The organism is Mesorhizobium sp. P5_C1, assembly GCF_054049815.1.
In genome coordinates, this window is the sequence record NZ_JBFULQ010000061.1 from 1 (window position 1) to 19,337 (window position 19,337).

Genomic DNA, 19,337 nt, shown 5'->3' on the forward strand with positions numbered 1-19,337 from the left:
AGGTCAGGTTGCCGATCGCGCGCGTCCAGTTCGGGTCGAGCTCCGAGCCCTGATATTCCTTCAGGAATTCCTCGCGGCGCACGCCGTAGCTTTCGGCGAGCCGCAGCAGCTTGCCCTCGTTCTGCACCAGGCGCTTGTTGATGTCGTAGAGCTGCTCGACCAGCGCCTCGATGCGCGCCGTGTTGAGCGACAGCGACTTCACCGCCTTGATCAGCTGGTCCTTCAGCTCCTTCAGCCGGCGGTCCTGGCTGGGCGACAGCGTGCCGGCCGCGGCCAGCCGGTTCTCGACCTGCTGGTCCTGCAGCTTGCGCAGCTTCTTGTAGGTGTCGGCGATGACGTCGAGCGTCTCCATCACCTGGGGGCGGAGTTCCGCTTCCATCGCCGCCAGCGACAGGCTGGCCTCGTCCTCGTCTTCCTCGTCGTCATCGACCAGCCCGCGCGTGTCGGCGCCGACATTGGTGACGTCGTCTTCCTCGTCGCGCGAACGGCGCGGCTTGTCCTCGACCTTGGCTTCCTCAATGCGCTCCACCACCGGCGCCTGCTTGGCCTCGGGGCCGGCATAGGTGGCTTCGAGATCGATGATCTCGCGCAGCAGGATCTTGGATTCGTTGAGCTCATCGCGCCAGATGATGATGGCCTGGAAGGTCAGCGGGCTTTCGCACAGGCCCGCGATCATCGTCTCGCGGCCGGCCTCGATGCGCTTGGCGATGGCGATTTCGCCCTCGCGCGACAAAAGCTCGACCGAGCCCATCTCGCGCAGATACATGCGCACCGGATCGTCGGTGCGGTCGGTCGGCTCTTTCTTGGTGGTGGTGGCAGCAACGGCGGTGCCGGTCTGCTCGGCCAGCTCGTTGGCGTCTTCCTCGGCATCAGCCGCAGTGTCTGCGGCCTCGGGCTCTTCGCCCTGCTCGTCGTCCTCGACCACGTTGATGCCCATGTCGGACAGCATCGCCATGGTGTCCTCGATCTGCTCTGAGGTCACTTCCTCGGAGGGCAGCACCGAATTCAGCTCGTCCATGGTGACATAGCCGCGCTTCTTGGCGGCCTTGATCATCTTCTTGACAGCATCATCGGAAAGGTCGAGCAGAGGGCCATCGGTGGCACCTTCGCGTTCGGTTTCGACCTCTTCCTTTTCCTTTGTCGCCATAGTCTTTATCTTCTCCTAGCGGCCGAACATCAAAGCCGCGTAAGCTGTCGGACCAGTCAAATCGGATGCACTCGCTTATGAGTCGCGCTTCACCGGGCCAGTAACTGCATCTCTCGTTAAGTCCAGATTAACCCTGATATCTGTGGCAGGCAGCTTGCCTGTCCAGTGACCAGTACCTCACATCGTTTATTTCCCGTCGACGCGGGTGCGGGTTAACGTTTCGAATCGTCCTGATTCCGCCATTCTGCCGGAAGGTCAAGCGCCTCTCGCATGATTCGCATGAAAAAAGCGAATCAATTACCCGACTTAGCCCCGCCAAGCGCCATTTGGACGCGCAACAGCGCTTTCACATTTCACTCTCTTGCCGAGCCCGTCCTGCCCTATCGGCCGGCAAAGGCTCTGTCTTTCTTTTGGTGGAAGCACGATCTCTGGACAAACGGTTTCCGTTTGTCCGAAAAACCGTTCCCACTTTTCGGGATCATGCTTTAAGCCCGCCCGGCCCTGCCCGAGGATACACCGAATCCTTCGATCAGCGCTTCCGTCGCTTGTACATCCTGAAATTGCGCCTGAATTTCGATCAGGTGCCGATAGTTTTCATCTGTGGGATCGGTGGCGAGCGCCGCTTCCGCCTGTTTCAGCTCCTTATGTAAGGTGCGCGCGCTGCGCTGCAAGTGCAGGGCCTGGCTGAAAGCGTCGCGGGCATCCTCGAGGGCTGCGGTTTCCAGCGCCGGCCAATGCCGCATTCGCCGGATCAGCCCGACCGCCCGCTCCCAGATCTCGGCGCAGCCGGCGCGCTCGATCATTGCCACCRCGGCCTGACGGTCGTTGGCCATGTCATGCGCCATCGCGTCGAGGATGGCGGCGTGCAGCCGCCTCAGATCGGAGTTGGCGAGATCGAGAAACTCGATATGTGCGAAATTCTCGTCGATCAGCACCGGATGGTTGACCAGCGCGACGATGATCGTCGCCTCGCGCATCGACATCCCCTCGCTGCCGCGCTTGACCAGCGCCGAGCGGCCGAGGCTCTCGGTGATCGGCGTGCGTCCGCCGCCGGCCTTGGCGAATTGTCCGCCCGGCGGCGGCGCCTTGCCTTGGCCCGGGCGCCCATCCTGGCGGCCTTGCCTTGTACCGCGCTGCGCGCCGAAGAAGCTCAGCACGCGCTCGCGCATTTCCTGTTGATAGTGATAGCGAAGGCTTTCGTCGCGGATGCGGCTGGTCAGTTCGCGCAACGTCTTTTCGAGCTCGGCCCGCCGCTCCGGCGTGTCGAAGACGCCGCCGGCCGTTTCGCGCATCCACAGAAGGTCGGCCAGCGGCCGCGCATCGGCCAGCACGGAACGGAAAGCGTCCGGCCCTTCGGCCTTGACCAGGTCGTCGGGATCCTTGCCTTCCGGCAGCAGTGCAAAGCGCGCCGAGCGCCCTGCCTGCACCGCCGGCAGCGCCATGTCGGCGGCCCGCCAGGCAGCCTTCAGGCCGGCCTTGTCACCGTCGAAGCACAACACCGGCTCGCCGGCCATGCGCCACAACAGCTCGAGCTGGTTTTCGGTGAGCGCCGTGCCCAGCGGCGCCACGACATTCTCGAAGCCGGCCTGCGCCAGCGCGATCACGTCCATATAGCCTTCGACGGCAATGACCGTGCCGCCCTTGGCAAGCGCCTTGCGGGCGCGGGCGAAATTGTAGAGCACGTTGCCCTTGTGGAAGAGCTCTGTGTCGGGCGAGTTCATGTATTTGGCCAGCGCATCCGGCGCCAGCGCGCGGCCCCCGAAAGCAATGATCTTGCCACGCGAATCCGGGATCGGGAACATGATGCGGTCGCGGAACCAGTCATAGGAGACCGGAATGTCGTCGCCATGCCGCACCAGCCCGCAGGCCTCGATATCGGCTTTGGGAACACCCCTGGCGGCGAGATGCTCCTTCAGCGCATTGCGGCTGTCGGGCGCGAAGCCGAGCCGGAACGATTGCTGCGTCGCCGGTGTCAGCCCACGATCGCGCAGATAAGCGCGGGCTTTCGCGCCCTCCGGCCCCTGTAGGCGCTCCTGGAAGAAGGCGGTCGCCATCTCCATGACGTCCGTCAGGCTGGCGCGTTCCTTTTCGCGCCGCTCCTCCTGCGCATCGCGAACCGGCATCGGCACGCCGGCCATGTCGGCGACCTTCTCGACCGCTTCGGGAAAGCTCATGCCGTCGAGTTCGGTGAGGAACTTGAAATGATCGCCCGAAACCGAGCAGCCGAAACAATGGTAGCGGCCCTTCTTGTCTTCGCAGTGGAAGGATGGGCTCTTCTCGCCATGGAACGGGCAGCAGGCCCAATAATCGCCGCGCGGCGCGTTGGTCTTCTTCCTGTCCCACGCGACGCGCTGGCCGATCACCGATGAAATCGGCACGCGGTCGCGTATCTCGTCGAGGAAGGCGGGCGGAAAGCGCATCGGGAAACTCGTTTCCCCACCATATAATCATGCCCGCGGAATCCGACGACCCCTAATGCGGACGATGCCCGGTTTCCACAGGGCAAAAAGGCGGCCGTAGCGGGTCGCCTTTCTTTCACCTCCAGCAGGATGCTGGCCCAGACGGGACTTACTGCCCGGCAAGCGCGCCGAAAATGACGCCGGAGAGGACGCCGACAAGCACATAGTCGTTGCCGACGCGGATCCACTCCTGGCCGCGGCCGGGGCGATGCAGGCCATAGCGGCCATAGTCGCGGATCGGCCGGTGCTGCCTCCAACCGGAATACTTCTGGCCATTGCGCCAATGGCTGCGCTTCACGACGATCTTCTTCTTCACGACACGCTTCCTGACGTCGACGTGCTTGCCGGGCTTTTGCCAGTCGACCTGGCTGTAGGTCGACTGCGGGGCGTTCGGCGCATTCATCGGCGCGGCCTGGCCGGCGAGCGACGTGGCGGCCAGCATCGAGAAAGCGAGAGCGGAAAGGACAATGCGTTTCATTGGAAGTCTCCTTGGTTGTCGATGCCCAAGGGATAGTGACCCACCGATGAACCGAAACTGAACACCTGCATTACAATTGCGTAATGAATTCCTTAGCTTATTTAGGAGAGTTGAACATCCTCGCAAAGATCGCAACCAAACGTGCGCGATCCGCAGCGACACAGCAGCCTCGCAATGCAACCATTTGCGCGTCCGTCCATTTTCCGACACCGCCTGTCGCGGCGCAACGGCCCTTGAAATCGACAAGATTTTATTACCCGGCTAATGTAATATCGTCATTCTGGTCACTGCTATGAACATGATTCGCACCCTCGTTTCCCCCACTGATCGCCGCGCTGATCGCATCGCGCACCCCGTTGTCCGCATGCGGAAGGCGACATGAGCGGTTCCGTCGTCCTACTGCATCTGGCCGGCGCCGTGGCGCTGATGCTGTTTGCCACCCGCATGGTGAAAACCGGCGTCGAGCGTRCCTATGGCGACGTGCTGCGCCACCGTCTGCGCGCCACCATGCGCAATCCGATCATGGCGGTGCTGGCCGGCACCGGCCTCGCCATCGCCCTGCAAAGCTCCACCGCCGTCACACTGCTGGTCGGCTCCTTCGCCGGCTCTGGCATCGTCTCGGGCGCCGCAGGGCAGCTTGCCGTGCGCGGTGCGGAAATCGGCTCGGCGCTGGTGGTCAAGCTGCTGACCTTCGATCTCACCCTGCTGGTGCCGCTCTGCCTGATCACCGGCACGGTGATGTTCATGGCCACCGAGCGGCGCGACTGGCGCCAGTCCGGCCGCATTCTGGTCGGTATCGGCCTTTTGATCCTGTCGCTGGAAATGATCGGCCAGGCATCGGAGCCGCTGCGCAACAGCCAGCTCATGCCGGTTATCATCAATTACTTCTCCAGCGATTCCATTACCGCATATCTGCTGGCGGCGCTGATCACCTGGCTGTTCCAGTCGAGTATCGCGGCGGTTCTGTTGATGGCGACGCTGGCCGGCCGTGGCCTGATCACGCCGGAACTCGGCGTCGTCCTCATCCTCGGCGTCAACCTCGGATCCTCGATCATCGCGCCGATGCTGACCCGTTCGGCCGGGCCTGCCGTGCGCGTCGTGCCGATCGGCAATCTCCTGATGCGCGGGCTTGGCTCGTTGGTCGTGCTGATCCTGTTCATGACCTTCAGGCCGCACGTCGCCTTCCTTGGCGCGACGGCGGCGGACCAGATCGTCAACGCTCACATCCTGTTCAATGTGCTGATCCTTCTCGCCGGCCTGCCGCTGGCCGGGTTCGTCTACCGCGCCTCGGAGAAGATCGTGGCACTCGGCACCAAACCGGCGCCGGCTGCCACACTCGATGTCGTCGAGCTTTCCGCGCTCAACGAGAGCGCGCTGGACGTTCCAAGCCAGGCATTGGCCAATGCCACGCGCGAGGTGGTGCGGGTCTGCGAGACCGTCGAGATCATGCTCAAGCGCATCATCGAGCTGTACGAGAGCGCCGATGCCGACAAGATCAAGGCGCTGGCGGCACTCGACGACCGCGTCGACCGCAAGCACGCGGCGATCAAGCTCTATCTGGCCAAGCTTACCAGGAACCCGCTGACCGAGGACGAGGCGCTGCGCTGCCAGGAGTTGATCGGCGCCTGCGTCAAGCTGGAGCAGGTCGGCGACATCATCGTGCGCAACATGCTGGTGCATGTGAAGAAGAAGCTCGAGCGCGGGTTGGAGTTTACTCCCGAGGGCTGGCGCGAACTGTGCGCTTTCCACGCTTCGGTGCTGGCCAATGCTCGGCTCGCCTTCAACGTGCTGGTATCACGCGATCCCGAGACCGCCCGCCAGCTGGTGCTGGAAAAGGACCAGCTGCGCGACCGCGAGAAGGAAACCAGCGCCAGCCATTTCGTGCGGCTGCGCGACGGCACCGCCAAGAGCGTCGAGACCAGCTCGATCCATCTCGACACCATCCGCGACCTGAAGCAGATCAATTCGCTTTTGGCGTCGATGGCCTATCCGGTGCTCGAAGAGCGCGGTCTCCTCACTGGATCGCGGCTTAAGGCGAGCGGAGGTTGACCCTGCCGGTCTCCCCGCGAGGGAGATCGGCCGTTCCACGCCCGCACGTTCCACTCAAGAAAACCTAAAGTGGCGACAAAGATTTCTGGATTGCCCGCAACGCCCATCCGTGGTTTGAGGCCGTTCCAGCTAGGGCCTTCCCATGTCGCTTCCGCTCATCGCCCTGTTCATTGCCGCCTTCGCTTTCGGCACCACCGAATTCGTCATCGCCGGCGTGCTGCCGCAGGTTGCGGAGGGGCTTGGCGTCTCGGTTCCATCGGCCGGCTATCTCGTCTCGGGCTATGCCTGCGGCATCGCCATCGGCGGTCCGCTGCTGGCGCTCGCCACCAAGTCGCTGCCGCGCAAGAGCTTGCTGCTCGGCCTTGCCGTCGCCTTCACCATCGGCCAGGCGGCCTGCGCTCTGGCGCCCGATTTCACCTCAATGCTGTTGCTGCGCATTGCCGTTGCGATAGCGCATGGCGCCTATTTCGGCGTCGCCATGGTCGTGGCGGTCGGTCTCGTGCGCGAGGACCAGCGCGGCATGGCGGTCGCCGTCATTCTGTCGGGGCTTACCGTCTCCAACGTGATCGGCGTGCCGGCCGGCACCGCGATCGGCAACATCTGGGGCTGGCGCGCGACCTTCTGGGTGATGGGTGCGCTGGGTGTCGCGGCAACGCTTGCCATGGCAGCCCTTTTGCCGCGCACCACCGGATATCAGGTCAAGCCCGCCGGCCTGGCGCGCGAAGTTCGCGTACTGGCGCGCCAGCAGGTCTGGACTTCGCTGATCCTAATGCTGATGCTGATGATCGGCCAGTTCGGCCTGTTCACCTACATCACGCCGACATTGCTCGAAATCACCGGCCTAGATGAAAGCCTGGTGCCGTGGGTGCTGCTGCTCAACGGCGTCGGCGCCACGCTCGGCGTCTTCCTCGGCGGCAAGCTCTCCGACTGGAAGCTGATGCCGTCGCTGATCACCATGCTAGCCCTGCAGGCGGTGACGCTGGCTGTGATCTATGCCGTCAGCCCCTACCCCTTGCCGATGGTTGTGGCGATTGTCGTCTGGGGCGGTCTCAACTTCGCCATCGGCACGCCGATCCAGACCCGTATCCTGGCCTGGACCGCCGATGCGTCCAATCTCGCTTCGTCGCTCATTCCATCCGGCTTCAATGTCGGCATCGCGCTTGCGGCATCGCTGGGCTCGGCGATGCTGAATGCTGGCTACGGCTACCGCAGCCTGCCGCTGCTTGGCGCCATCGCCATGCTGGTCGCCATTGCGGTGGCGCTCGCGTCTTATGTCTGGGAAGGACGCAGCAACGCCACGCCGCCGCTCACGGCCCCAGCCGAGTAGAGCACAAGACAAAAGCGCGTCAGCCGCGCCAGCGCAGCAGGCGCATGGCGTTGGCGGTGACCAGCACGGTGGCGCCGGTGTCGGCCAGGATCGCCGGCCACAGGCCGGTGATGCCGGCAATGGTGGTGACCAGGAACACCGCCTTCAGCCCGAGCGCCACGGTGATGTTCTGGCCGATGTTGGCCATCACCGCCCGCGACAGTCGCACCATCCGCACGACATCCATGACCCGGCCATGCAGGATCGCCGCATCGGCCGTTTCCAGCGCCACATCGGTGCCGCCGCCCATGGCGATGCCGATGTCCGCGGCGGCGAGCGCCGGTGCGTCGTTGATGCCGTCGCCAACCTTGGCCACCCTCAGCCCCCCGCGCTGCAATTCGCCGACGATGCGCAGCTTGTCCTGAGGCAAGAGCTCAGCCCGCGCCTCGATGCCGAGCGAAGCGGCGATGGCTTCGGCCGTGCGTCGGTTGTCGCCGGTCAGCATCACAGCGCGGATGCCTTCGGCCTTTAGCGCCGCAATGCCGGCCGCCGCATCCGGCCGCGGCTCGTCGCGCATGGCGATCAGCCCGGCCACCACGCCATCGGCCACCAGCACCGAGACGGTCTTGCCCTGGCCGTTGAGGCTGTCGATAGCAAGCCGCTGCGCCTCGGTCATCGCAGCACGTTCGCCCGCCGCCTGACCGGAGCCGAGGAAGACCGCGACGCCGCCGACGCTGCCCTCGACGCCCTTGCCTGAAATCGCCTTCGCGGCCAGGGCCGGCGGCACCGGCGCCTTGGCGGCCTTGGCCTTGTCCAGTATCGCCACCGCCAGGGGATGGCTGGAGCCCTGCTCAAGTGCTGCCGCCAGCGCCAGCACGGTGCGTTCGTCGAGCCCATAGGCCACGATGTCGGTAACCACCGGTTTGCCCGCGGTCAGCGTACCGGTCTTGTCGAAGGCGACGGCGGTGATCCGGCGAAAGCCTTCCAGCACGGCACCGCCCTTCATCAACAGGCCATGCCGCGCGCCGGTCGCCAGGCCCGCGGCGATCGCCGCCGGCGTCGAGATGACCAGCGCGCAGGGGCAGCCGATCAAAAGGATCGCCAGGCCTTTGTAGATCCATTCGTTCCAGTCGCCGCCGGCAACCAGCGGCGGCAGCAGCGCCACCAGCGCCCCAACCACCAGCACAGCAGGCGTATAGTACCGTGAGAAGCGATCGATGAAGCGCTCGGTCGGCGCCTTGGCTTCCTGCGCTTCCTCCACCAGCCGCACCACCCGAGCGATTGTGTTGTCCGACGCGGCAGCCGTCACCCGAACCTTGAGCACGCCGTCGGTGCTGATCGTGCCGGCGAAGACACCGTCCGAGACACCCTTGCGCTTCGGCGTGCTCTCGCCGGTCACAGGTGCTTCGTCGATAGCGCTCGCTCCCTCGACGATCTCGCCATCGGCCGGGATACGATCACCTGGCCGCACTACGATCACGTCGCCGACGGCAAGGTCTTCGGCGGGGACTTCGACCGTGCCGCCTGCACGCTCGACAATTGCCGTCTTCGGCACCAGGTCGGCAAGGCCCTGGATGCTGGCCCGTGCCCGGCCGGCAGCGACGCCTTCCAGCATTTCGCCGATCAGGAACAGCACAACCACGGCGGCGGCTTCCTCGGTGGCTCCGATCATCACCGCACCGCCGGCGGCGATGGTCATCAGCATCTCGATCGAGAACGGCGTGCCGGCCAGTGCCGCCATCAGCGCACGCCGGGCGATCGGCACCAGGCCGACCAGCAGCGCGGCCAGGAAAACCCCGCGCTCGACCGCCGGGAACAGATGGCCGATGCCGTAGGCGGCAAGAAGCGCTGCAGCACCGGCCAGCGTCAGCGCAGCGCGGCGGCTGCGCCACCACGGTTGCCCCGGCTCGGCATCGCGGTGGAGATGGGCGGAACCGACGGTCCGCTCGCCGACCGGCTCGCCGCCATGGTCGTGGCCTTCATGATCGTGATCAGCATGATCATGTGCCTTGGCCACTGAAGCGCGCCCGTCGATCTTGGCTTCCGCCCTGGCGATGGCGTAGCCAAGCCGCGTCACCTGCTGAAGCACCTTGTCTTCGAGCAGTACGCCGCCGTGGCTGACCGTCATGCTGGCGCCGGTCACCGAAACCGAGACGTCGGCGACGCCATCGAGACGGCGCACCGCCGTATCGATCTTGGCCGCGCAGGAGGCGCAGTCCATGCCGTCGATCTTGAACCGTGTCTGCCTGATACTTGGTTGCTTGAGGGGCGCCGTCATCGCTTCACCTGTCTGCCTTGCCCGCGTGGCGTGCCGCCGCGTGGGTCTTGAACCCTGATGTCGGACACTGTAATTGCTCTAGTCACTAGAGCTTCAAGAGGCAAAATCATGTTTTCGATCGGCGATCTCTCCCGCCGCACCCGGGTTAAGGTGCCGACCATCCGCTACTACGAGCAGATGGGCCTGGTTGCCGCACCCGAGCGTTCGGAAGGCAACCAGCGCCGCTATGGCCGGCAGGAGCTCGAGCGGCTGGCCTTCATCCGTCACGCCCGCGACCTCGGCTTCGCCGTCGAGGATATCCGCTCGCTCATCGAATTGAGCGGCCACCCCGAGCAGCCATGCGGCCATGCCGACCGGATCGCCGGGGAGCAACTGATCTCGGTGCGGGAAAAGATTGCCCAGCTGCAGCGGCTGGAGGCCGAACTCGAACGCATCGCGTCTTGCTGCCACGGCAATACGGTCGGCGACTGCTACGTCATCCGCGCCTTGTCCGACCACGCGCTGTGCGCCGACGAGCACGGGTGAGGAGGGCTCGCGCGCCCGCTACAGCTCGATCCGGAACCGCAGGCTTTCCGCTCCGCCATAGGCGGCATCCTCGAAGAAACGCTCGACCAGCTTGCCGCCATTGGTCAGGATCACCTTGTGCGACGCCGGATTGCCCGGCTTGGTGGTGATCTCGACATAAGGCAAGCCGACCGCCCTCGCCTCGTCCAGCATCAGCCGCAGCGCCTCGGTGGCGTAGCCACGCCGTCGCTTCCACGGCACCACCGCATAGCCGATATGGCCGAGCACATGCGGCGGTAGCGCAGCCGTACCTGGCTGCCAGCGAAAGCCGATCGAACCTGAAGCTTCGCCGTCCCAGATCCAGCGCCGAAAGCCCGGCAGGCGCGGCACCTTTCTGCCGTCGGGCAAGGTTATAGGGCCGCCCTTGGCCAGGGGGTCATCGAGGTCGGCGAGAAAGGCCACCGGATCCTTTTCGATGGCCGCAAGCTGCTCGCGCGTCGCTCGCTCGAGCCGCACATTGTCCGGCGACCAGCCGCGCTCGAGCGCCGCCTTGTAGGATGGCAAATGTTCAAGCGCGGGTTTGACGAGTTCGACCATGGTGCACCGGCGGAAGAGCTGCGCCTGTAAAATAGCAGCATTGCCTGGGAAGGCACGGTCCACCAGGGCGCACCCTCTTGCGACAAGGCCGCATTCCCATCGCTGGAAACGCGGCCCTGGTCTTATCCCTTGGGAGGAACCGACGCTCTGGCGCAACCATTCCCAGGCCGCGCCAGTGCCTTTTGCCGAGCTCAGGCGATATCAAAACGGTCGGCGTTCATCACCTTGGTCCATGCCACCACGAAATCCCTGGCGAATTTCGCCTTGGCGTCTGCGGTCGCATAAACTTCGGCCAGCGCGCGCAGCTGCGAATGCGAGCCGAAGATGAGGTCGGCACGGGTGCCGGTCCACTTGACTTCACCGGTCTTGCGGTCGCGGCCTTCGAACACGTCCTTGGCGTCCGAGGTCGCCTTCCACTCCGTGCCCATGTCGAGCAGGTTGACGAAGAAGTCGTTGCTCAGCGTTTCCGGCAGCTTGGTGAAGACACCGTGCTTCGACTGCCCGGCATTGGCGCCGAGAACGCGCAGGCCGCCGACGAGAACCGTCATCTCCGGCGCCGTCAGCGTCAGCAGTTGCGCGCGGTCGACCAGCGCCTCCTCGACGGTCAGCCGTTGCTTGCCGCTGACATAGTTGCGGAAACCGTCAACGGTCGGTTCCAGCGGTGCGAAGGAGTGGATGTCCGTCTGCTCCTGCGAGGCATCCATGCGGCCCGGCCAGAAGGGAACGTCGACGCTGTGGCCAGCGTCCTTCGCAGCCTTCTCGACGGCGGCACCGCCGCCGAGAACGATCAGGTCGGCAAGCGAGACCTTCTTGCTGCCGGTCTGCGAAGCGTTGAACGCTTTGCGGATCGCTTCGAGCTTGTCGAGCACCTTGGCGAGTTCCGCCGGCTGGTTGACGGCCCAGTCCTTCTGCGGCGCAAGGCGGATGCGCGCGCCATTGGCGCCGCCGCGCTTGTCGGAGCCACGGAAGGTCGAGGCCGACGCCCACGCCGCCGACACCAGCTGCGACACCGACAGGCCGGACGCCAGGATCTCGGCCTTCAGTGCTGCAGCGTCCTCTTCGTCGATCAGCACATGATCGACCGCCGGAATGACGTCCTGCCAGGGCAGTTCCTCTTTTGGAACCAACGGGCCGAGATAACGAACCAGCGGGCCCATGTCGCGGTGGGTCAGCTTGTACCAGGCGCGCGCAAATGCGTCGGCGAACTGAGCCGGGTTCTCATGGAAGCGCCGCGAGATCGTCTCGTAGGAAGGATCGAACCGCAAAGCGAGGTCGGTGGTCAGCATGGAGGGCGCGTGGCGCTTTCCGGCGTTGTGCGCATCCGGCACGCTGCCCGCACCCGCGCCGCCCTTCGGCGTCCACTGGTGCGCCCCGGCGGGGCTCTTGGTCAACTCCCATTCGAAGCCGAACAGATTGTCGAAGAAGTTGTTGCTCCACTTCGTCGGCGTCGTCGTCCAGGTGACTTCCAGGCCGCTGCCGATGGCGTCGCCGCCCTTGCCGGTGCCGAACGTGCTCGCCCAGCCAAGGCCCTGCTGCTCGATGTCGGCACCTTCCGGCTCCACGCCGACCAGCGTCGCATCGCCGGCACCATGGGTCTTGCCGAAGGTGTGGCCGCCGGCGATCAGCGCGACGGTTTCCTCATCGTTCATGGCCATGCGCGCGAAGGTGTCTCTGATATCGCGCGCCGAGGCCAGCGGATCAGGCTTGCCGTTCGGTCCTTCCGGGTTGACGTAGATCAGGCCCATCTGCACGGCACCGAGCGGATCCTGGAGATCGCGGTCGCCGCTGTAGCGCTCGTCGGCCAGCCACTTGCCTTCCGGACCCCAATAGATGTCCTCCTCGGGCTCCCACACGTCGGCGCGGCCGCCGGCGAAGCCGAAGGTCTTGAAGCCCATCGATTCCAGCGCGACGTTGCCGGTCAGGATCAGAAGGTCGGCCCAGGAGATCTTGCGGCCGTACTTCTGCTTGATCGGCCACAACAGCCGGCGGGCCTTGTCGAGGTTGACGTTGTCCGGCCAGCTGTTCAGCGGCGCGAAACGCTGCTGGCCGGCACCGGCGCCGCCGCGACCGTCGGCGATGCGGTAGGTGCCGGCGCTGTGCCACGCCATGCGGATGAACAGCGGCCCGTAATGGCCGAAATCGGCCGGCCACCACTCCTGCGAGTCCGTCATCAGCGCATGCAGGTCCTTGATCACGGCGTCGAGGTCGAGGCTCTTGAATTCCTCGGCATAGTCGAACGCCTCACCCATCGGATCGGACAGCGGCGACTGCTGGTGGAGAATCTGGACATTGAGCTGATTCGGCCACCAGTCGCGGTTGACCCTGCCGACGGCTGTGTGCACGACCGGGCATTTGCCCGTGCTGGGGTCGTCTGTTTGTGCGTCCATGTTTTTCTCCGATCGTGGCTGTGTTGAGCTGTTTCAACTGCTGCGTGAACAAGGACAAAGGATGTCCCTGGAAGCGGTCCGTTTCATGGCTGGCGCATGACCGTATGCCAGATACGCGACCGAATATCTTGGATGTTCCTGTCGCTGCGGGCACGCCCCGGACGAAGCCGTCCCGGCTGCTCCTCATCTCCCTTGCAGCTCCTATAGCAAAGCTGCGCGATTAATTTAAGTTGGATTTCCTGATTACAGCGATAAGGTGACATTATGACAAACCTGACGCTGAAGCAGCTGCGCTATTTCGAGGCGTTGGCGCGGCACAACCACTTCGGGCGCGCGGCCGACGCCTGCGCGATCTCCCAGCCTGCCATTTCGGTGCAAATCAGGGAACTGGAGGAAACGCTGGGCACGGAGCTTTTCGAAAGAGGCGCTAGACAGGTCCGGCTGACCAATTTCGGCGAAGAATTTGCCTTGCGCGTCCGCGACATCCTGCGTTCGGTGGACGAACTCGCCGATCTCGCGCGTTCCTCGCGCGACAGGCTGGTCGGCCGGCTCCGCATCGGCGTCATCCCGACGATCGCGCCCTACCTCCTGCCGACGATCATTGGCAAGCTCTCGAGCATGCATGATGGCCTCGATATCCATGTGCGCGAGACGCAGACGCAGAAGCTGATCCAGGAACTGGCGGACGGTCGGCTCGATGCGGCCATCGTTGCCTTGCCGGTGTCCGAACCGTCGCTGACGGAAATCGTGCTGTTTGCCGAGGCCTTCGTCCTGGTCCGGCCCGGCGAAGACGAGGGAAAGCCGGTGCCCAATCGCGAAATGCTGCGTGAAATGCGGCTGCTTCTGCTGGAAGAAGGCCATTGTTTCCGCGACCAGGCACTCTCCTTCTGCAACATGCATTCAGCACGGCCACGCGAGTTGCTGGACGGCAGCTCGCTGTCGACCCTGGTCCAGATGGTCAGCGCCGGCATCGGCGTCACCTTGATCCCGGAAATGGCCGTGCCGGTGGAGACGCGCTCCGCGTCGGTCTCCATTGCGCGCTTCAGGAGCCCCCAGCCCTCGCGGACGATCGGCATGGTCTGGCGCAAGACCAGCCCGATCGCCAAACAGCTGCTGCGGATTTCGGAAGTCGTTCGGCAGTCGGCCGACGCACTGCGCGCACAGCACAATCCRACACCGATTGCGCACCTGCTGAACCTGACGGCAACCGCCTGACAAACGCGCCTTGGTTTCCGGCTTCGCGTGGTTAGCTTGCGGATTGCCTGACCATTTTCAAAACACCGCTTGGGCGGCCTGCTAAACAAGATGTGTTTCGCCGATTGGCGCGAGGCGATTTATGATCGATTCGCGGCGGCAACACCGCAAGGAATTGCGAACGGGTGGGAGAGTTGATCAGGTGCGGTTGAGATCTGTCCCTCTAGGTGTCGTCGCCAGCCTCCTCCTTGCTGTGATCGCTTTGACAGTGTCGGCGCGGTCGTTGGCCGCGCTTCCCGATGTTCCCGCCTGGTTGCAGGCCCATGTCGGCGACAGCGATGGTCAGATCTCGCAAGTGGTCCYGGAGCGGGCCCGCGCGCTTTACCTGAAAAAGGTGGCGCAAGGTGCGGTCAGAAACCCCTGCTATTTCGCCATGGACGCGACACGACCCGGCGATCTCGGCAATGGCGTGCTCGGGCGCCGGTATTATGTCATCTGCGAAGCCAGCCAGTCGTTTCGCGCAATTCCGTCGGGTCACGGCGGCGGCCGCAACCTCAGAGGCACTGTCGATTTTTCAAATGGCAGGCGATGCTCGAAGAACTTCGGCAATGCCATGGATTCGGAACTGACCGCAGGCGGCGCCTATATGACCCGCGAGGCGAAAACTTCGTTCAAAGGCTTTTATCGCACCGGTGCGAAGCAGGACGCGGCTTTCCTGCGCACCTTCATACAGTTCGACGGCGAAGGCGAAGCTGCCAATGCCAGGCAGCGGGTGATCGGCGGCCATGCGGCGCAGGTGCTGCGCGCCCAGTGCATGCGCAAAAATCCGAACAGCTCATATGCCGATCATGACGGTTTGGTGCCGTTCGGCAAGCTGGTGGACTATCCTGGCGGTCGCAGCAATGGCTGCACCAGCTGGTCGCCGGCGGATGCGCGGCAGATCATCTCGATGGTGAAGGACAACCCGACGACGCTCTACATCTATCCGGAATCACGCGACATTGCCGCGGTAGTGGCACACCGTTCGCAGTCGGGCGGTATGCCCTACTGGAACGCATCCTGCCTGAAGGAAATCGGCGCGCCGAAATTCTGGCCGAGAAAAACCCTCGAGCCGATCATCGCCCAATACAAGACGGATCATCCGGCACCACCGCCCCAGCCACTGCCGATCTGCAAGGGGTCTTGAATTCCGCACCCGGATAGGCTGCCGCCCAGCCAGGCGATGCTTTCGGCGCTCCCGGGAGAGMCTTTCAGGCAAGACGAGATCAGGCACCTGATCCGCATCGTTGTCGAAGGCATTGGTGAACGGTCAGGCCGAATTGGCAACCGCTGACGGTCGCAAGCCCCGGTTAGCGATGGGCGGCAAGCCTACTGCAGCAGGCCCTTGACGATGCCGCTCGCCTTGCCGAAATCCATCTGGCCGGCATATTTCTGCTTCAGCGCGGCGATCACCTTGCCCATGTCCTTCTGGCTGGCCGCACCCGTCGCCGCGATCGCCTCGCGCGCGGCCACGGCCACCGCGGCATCATCCAACTGCGTTGGCAGGAAGGCGCGGATGATCTCCATCTCGCCGCGCTCCTGCGCGGCCAGTTCCGGCCGCTTGCCATCGTCGAAGGCCTTGGCCGATTCCTCGCGCTGCTTCACCATCTTGGCCAGGATCTGCAGGATTTCCTCATCGCCGGCCGGGCCCTTGCCGGCGCCACGATTGGCGATGTCGCGGTCGTGGATGGCCGCCTGGATCAGCCGCAATGTCGGCAGCCGGTGCTTGTCCTGCGCCTTCATCGCGCTCTTCAGGGATTCGGCGATTTTGCCACGCATGGTGCTTTCTCCTTCGATCGGCGCGGACAATAGCGCCGGGGACAGGCCAACGCAAACCCTGATATTGCCAGGCAAGCCACTGATATTGCTAGATGAAATAAATCGGAGCGGGATTGCGCATGATCATTGACCGCTTTGCGCCCTTCCCCTATGTACTGGGCCTTGCATGAACTGAAGCTTGACTGCGTGGAAGCCGCGAAATCGCCGCTTCGCGCTATTTGCCGCGCAGATGGTCCGCCAGGCCGATTGCAGCGTGCAGACTGATAGGAGCGCCGCCATGGCCGAGATGACCCCCGCTTGGGCAACCGAAAGGCCGACCGCCCTTCTGGTGCTGGCCGACGGCACCGTCATCGAGGGTCGCGGCCTGGGCGCCACCGGCTCCGCCGTCGCCGAAGTCTGCTTCAACACGGCGCTGACCGGCTACCAGGAAATCCTCACCGACCCATCCTATGCCGGCCAGATCGTCACTTTCACCTTCCCGCATATCGGCAACATCGGCACCAATGAAGAGGACATCGAGGATCTCAATCCGGTTGCACGCGCCGGCGCTGTCGGTGCCGTGTTCAAGGCCGATGTCACCAACCCGTCCAACTACCGCGCCGGTACCGGTCTCGACCAATGGCTGAAGAAGCGCGGCATCGTCGCCCTGTCGGGCATCGACACCCGCGCGCTCACCGCGCTGATCCGTGAAAAGGGGATGCCCAACGCAGTCATTGCGCATGCGCCCGACGGCGTCTTCGACCTCGACGACCTGAAGCAGCGCGCCGCCGCGTGGTCTGGCCTGATCGGGCTCGATCTCGCCAAGGAAGTCACGTCAGGTCAGTCCTCGGTCTGGCGCGAGACGCCATGGGTCTGGAACGAAGGCTTTGGCGAACAGGCCGAGCCTTCGATGCATATCGTTGCCATCGACTACGGCGTCAAGCGCAACATCTTGCGCCTGCTCGCCGGCCTCGGCGCCAAGGTCACCGTGGTGCCGGCCAAGACCGGCGCTGAAGAAATCCTTGCCATGCAGCCCGACGGCATCTTCCTCTCCAACGGCCCCGGCGATCCCGAAGCCACCGGCGACTATGCCGTACCAGTCATCCGGGACCTGCTGAAGACCGACATCCCGGTGTTCGGCATCTGCCTTGGCCACCAGATGCTGGCGCTGGCGCTGGGCGGCAAGACCGCCAAGATGCATCAGGGCCATCACGGCGCCAACCATCCGGTCAAGGACCACACCACCGGCAAGGTCGAGATCGTCTCCATGAACCACGGCTTTGCCGTCGATGCGGACTCGCTGCCATCAGGCGTCGAGGAAACCCATGTCTCGCTGTTCGACGGCTCGAATTGCGGCATCACGCTGACCGGCCGTCCGGTGTTCTCGGTCCAGCATCATCCCGAGGCCTCGCCCGGCCCGCAGGATTCGCACTATCTGTTCCGCCGCTTCGTCAATCTGATCCGCGAAAAGCGCGGCGAAGAATTGCTGGCGGAGCGGGCTTAACCGGAAGCGGCGCGCGCCTCACGCGCCCGTCGTCGCTCATATCTGCGCTCCATCTTCCGCCACGCTGGTGGTGACGTTTCTGACCGCCACCGGCTTTGCCACCTTGGTGACGAAGACGATGAGTGCCAGCGTCAGGAAAAACGCGCCAACCAGATAGGGCGCGCCGCCGAAGGTCACGGGCGCGCTCGGCCCGGTGAACCAAGAAAAGATCGCCGTATAGAGCAGCGGTGTGATGATCGAGGTGATCGAAAAGATCGAGGTCATCGCGCCTTGCAGTTCGCCTTGCGCCGAAGGCGGCACCTTGGCGGCGGCGAGGCTCCTCAGCGGCGGGTCGGCCAGCGCTTCCAGACAGCCGACGACGATCACCGCATAGATCATCCAGCCTTGCGACGCGAAGGCGTAGCCGAAGGCGCTGAGCGCCGTGAAGGCAAGGCCGATGGCTGCCGTCTTCCACTCGCCAAGCCTGGGGATCACGCGCGGCAGCACCGTCGCCATGACGATCGCCCCGCACAGGCCGAAGGCGCCGAGCGAAAAGCCGATCTGCTGCTCGCTCCAGCCATAGCGGTAGTTGGAGACGAAGGACCATACCGCCGGATACATCATATGCCCGAGCGTCATCAGGAAGAAGACAAGCCCGATCCAGCCGATGCCTTTGTATTGGCGCATCTGCAGGAGCGTCCCAACCGGGTTCGCGCGTTTCCACTCGAAGCGGCGGCGATGCTTGTCGTCGAGCGTTTCCGGCAACAGGAACAGCGCAATCAGGAAGTTCACGAAAGCCAGCCCAGCGGCGAAATAGAACGGTACGCGCGGCCCGAACGTACCGAGCAGGCCGCCCAGAACCGGCCCGATGACGAAGCCGACGCCAAAAGCGATGCCGAGCAGGCCGAAATTCTTCGCCCGGTTCTCATCGTTGGAGATGTCGGCGATGAAGGCGGATGTGGTCGAATAGCTAGCGCCGGAAATGCCGGCCAGCACGCGCCCGATGAACAGCATCGGGAAGGACCAGGCGACGGCGCAGATCAGGTTGTCTATGGAAAAGGTCAGCACCGAGGCGAGCAGGATCGGCCGCCGTCCAAAACGGTCGCTCAAGCCACCCATGATGGGCCCAAAGAAGAACTGCATCGCCGCATAGACGAAGAACAGCCAACCGCCCTCGATCGCCGCTCCGCTGATGCTGACGCCGGTCAACTCCCTGAGATAGGCCGGCAGCACCGGCATGATCATGCCGAAGCCGATGATATCGAGCAGCAGCGTCGTGAAGACGAGCGCAAGGCCCCATCTGGCGGTTTTGGGGTCGATCATAAAGGGTCAAGCTCCTCTGCTCGCCCTGGGGCGCAGGCGGACGCACCTTATAGGCGAGCTTGTCGCCCGGAACAATAAGGGAACAGGCTTGATATTTTCATCCTGACATCCCCTGACGGCGGTTCGCCGTCAGGTCGATCTCGGAAAACGGTCTCTCAGATCGGGCCGCTCAGCGTGTTGCAATCCGAAAGCTTGCCGCTCTTGTAGCCGCGCGCCAGCCAGGTTTGCCGCTGCTGCGAGGTGCCATGGTTGAAGCTTTCCGGCACGACATAGCCTTGCGTCTTCTTCTGCAGCGTGTCGTCGCCGATCTGCTTGGCGGCGTTCAGCGCGCTCTC

15 protein-coding genes are annotated in these 19,337 nt (G+C 64.2%); 6 read left to right on the forward strand and 9 right to left on the reverse strand.

Annotated elements, in window-relative coordinates; all coding sequences use genetic code 11:
* The 3 genes from ACXJ7R_RS07780 to ACXJ7R_RS07790 all read right to left on the reverse strand — a co-directional run.
* Positions 1-1,147, reverse strand: a 1,147-nt coding sequence (locus ACXJ7R_RS07780) for an RNA polymerase sigma factor region1.1 domain-containing protein (RefSeq protein WP_457151313.1), incomplete at its 3' end; no start/stop codon positions are given.
* Between the two features lie 485 nt (positions 1,148-1,632).
* Positions 1,633-3,567: a DNA primase gene (gene dnaG, locus ACXJ7R_RS07785; RefSeq protein ID WP_457151314.1), complete on the reverse strand. Its 1,935-nt coding sequence runs from the start codon at positions 3,565-3,567 to the stop codon at positions 1,633-1,635.
* 148 nt (positions 3,568-3,715) lie between these two features.
* Positions 3,716-4,084, reverse strand: a complete 369-nt coding sequence (locus tag ACXJ7R_RS07790; RefSeq protein ID WP_457151315.1) for an RcnB family protein — start codon at positions 4,082-4,084, stop codon at positions 3,716-3,718.
* Positions 4,085-4,462: 378 nt separating this feature from the next.
* Between ACXJ7R_RS07790 and ACXJ7R_RS07795 the strand changes: the two genes are divergently transcribed.
* Positions 4,463-6,133: a Na/Pi cotransporter family protein gene (locus ACXJ7R_RS07795; RefSeq protein WP_457151316.1), complete on the forward strand. Its 1,671-nt coding sequence runs from the start codon at positions 4,463-4,465 to the stop codon at positions 6,131-6,133.
* Positions 6,134-6,275: 142 nt separating this feature from the next.
* Positions 6,276-7,460, forward strand: a complete 1,185-nt coding sequence (locus ACXJ7R_RS07800; RefSeq protein ID WP_457151317.1) for an MFS transporter — start codon at positions 6,276-6,278, stop codon at positions 7,458-7,460.
* A 19-nt stretch (positions 7,461-7,479) separates the two neighbouring features.
* Here ACXJ7R_RS07800 and ACXJ7R_RS07805 read toward each other — a convergent pair whose 3' ends face one another.
* Positions 7,480-9,717, reverse strand: coding sequence for a heavy metal translocating P-type ATPase (locus tag ACXJ7R_RS07805; RefSeq protein ID WP_457151318.1), 2,238 nt, complete (start codon positions 9,715-9,717; stop codon positions 7,480-7,482).
* Positions 9,718-9,825: 108 nt separating this feature from the next.
* On the opposite strand from ACXJ7R_RS07805, the gene ACXJ7R_RS07810 reads away from it, so the two are divergent.
* Positions 9,826-10,242, forward strand: coding sequence for a MerR family transcriptional regulator (locus ACXJ7R_RS07810; RefSeq protein ID WP_457151319.1), 417 nt, complete (start codon positions 9,826-9,828; stop codon positions 10,240-10,242).
* An 18-nt stretch (positions 10,243-10,260) separates the two neighbouring features.
* Here the strand turns inward: ACXJ7R_RS07810 and ACXJ7R_RS07815 are convergent, their stop codons facing one another.
* Positions 10,261-10,818 (reverse strand): GNAT family N-acetyltransferase, encoded by a 558-nt coding sequence (locus ACXJ7R_RS07815; RefSeq protein WP_457151320.1) that lies wholly within the window; start codon positions 10,816-10,818, stop codon positions 10,261-10,263.
* Between the two features lie 191 nt (positions 10,819-11,009).
* Positions 11,010-13,205 (reverse strand): catalase/peroxidase HPI, encoded by a 2,196-nt coding sequence (gene katG / locus ACXJ7R_RS07820; protein WP_457151321.1) that lies wholly within the window; start codon positions 13,203-13,205, stop codon positions 11,010-11,012.
* A 264-nt stretch (positions 13,206-13,469) separates the two neighbouring features.
* Here katG and ACXJ7R_RS07825 point away from each other — a divergent pair, with 264 nt between their 5' ends.
* Entirely contained in the window at positions 13,470-14,420 is a 951-nt protein-coding gene (locus ACXJ7R_RS07825) for a hydrogen peroxide-inducible genes activator (protein ID WP_457151322.1), read from the forward strand.
* A 181-nt stretch (positions 14,421-14,601) separates the two neighbouring features.
* Positions 14,602-15,585, forward strand: coding sequence for a hypothetical protein (locus ACXJ7R_RS07830; protein WP_457151323.1), 984 nt, complete (start codon positions 14,602-14,604; stop codon positions 15,583-15,585).
* A 182-nt stretch (positions 15,586-15,767) separates the two neighbouring features.
* Here the strand turns inward: ACXJ7R_RS07830 and ACXJ7R_RS07835 are convergent, their stop codons facing one another.
* Positions 15,768-16,217, reverse strand: a complete 450-nt coding sequence (locus tag ACXJ7R_RS07835; RefSeq protein WP_457151324.1) for a GatB/YqeY domain-containing protein — start codon at positions 16,215-16,217, stop codon at positions 15,768-15,770.
* Positions 16,218-16,494: 277 nt separating this feature from the next.
* On the opposite strand from ACXJ7R_RS07835, the gene carA reads away from it, so the two are divergent.
* Positions 16,495-17,700 (forward strand): glutamine-hydrolyzing carbamoyl-phosphate synthase small subunit, encoded by a 1,206-nt coding sequence (gene carA, locus ACXJ7R_RS07840; RefSeq protein WP_457151325.1) that lies wholly within the window; start codon positions 16,495-16,497, stop codon positions 17,698-17,700.
* A 36-nt stretch (positions 17,701-17,736) separates the two neighbouring features.
* Here carA and ACXJ7R_RS07845 read toward each other — a convergent pair whose 3' ends face one another.
* Positions 17,737-19,002, reverse strand: coding sequence for a TCR/Tet family MFS transporter (locus ACXJ7R_RS07845; protein WP_457151326.1), 1,266 nt, complete (start codon positions 19,000-19,002; stop codon positions 17,737-17,739).
* Positions 19,003-19,157: 155 nt separating this feature from the next.
* The coding region (locus tag ACXJ7R_RS07850; protein ID WP_457151327.1) for a neutral zinc metallopeptidase at positions 19,158-19,337 on the reverse strand (180 nt) is incomplete at its 5' end.

What these genes read in the sequence shown, in the direction of transcription:
- katG (WP_457151321.1), bottom strand. Translation starts at nt 13,205, where the DNA reads ATGGACGCACAAACAGACGACCCCAGCACGGGCAAATGCCCGGTCGTG.
- ACXJ7R_RS07800 (WP_457151317.1), top strand. Translation starts at nt 6,276, where the DNA reads ATGTCGCTTCCGCTCATCGCCCTGTTCATTGCCGCCTTCGCTTTCGGC.
- ACXJ7R_RS07845 (WP_457151326.1), bottom strand. Translation starts at nt 19,002, where the DNA reads ATGATCGACCCCAAAACCGCCAGATGGGGCCTTGCGCTCGTCTTCACG.
- ACXJ7R_RS07835 (WP_457151324.1), bottom strand. Translation starts at nt 16,217, where the DNA reads ATGCGTGGCAAAATCGCCGAATCCCTGAAGAGCGCGATGAAGGCGCAG.
- carA (WP_457151325.1), top strand. Translation starts at nt 16,495, where the DNA reads ATGGCCGAGATGACCCCCGCTTGGGCAACCGAAAGGCCGACCGCCCTT.
- ACXJ7R_RS07790 (WP_457151315.1), bottom strand. Translation starts at nt 4,084, where the DNA reads ATGAAACGCATTGTCCTTTCCGCTCTCGCTTTCTCGATGCTGGCCGCC.
- ACXJ7R_RS07815 (WP_457151320.1), bottom strand. Translation starts at nt 10,818, where the DNA reads ATGGTCGAACTCGTCAAACCCGCGCTTGAACATTTGCCATCCTACAAG.
- ACXJ7R_RS07810 (WP_457151319.1), top strand. Translation starts at nt 9,826, where the DNA reads ATGTTTTCGATCGGCGATCTCTCCCGCCGCACCCGGGTTAAGGTGCCG.
- ACXJ7R_RS07805 (WP_457151318.1), bottom strand. Translation starts at nt 9,717, where the DNA reads ATGACGGCGCCCCTCAAGCAACCAAGTATCAGGCAGACACGGTTCAAG.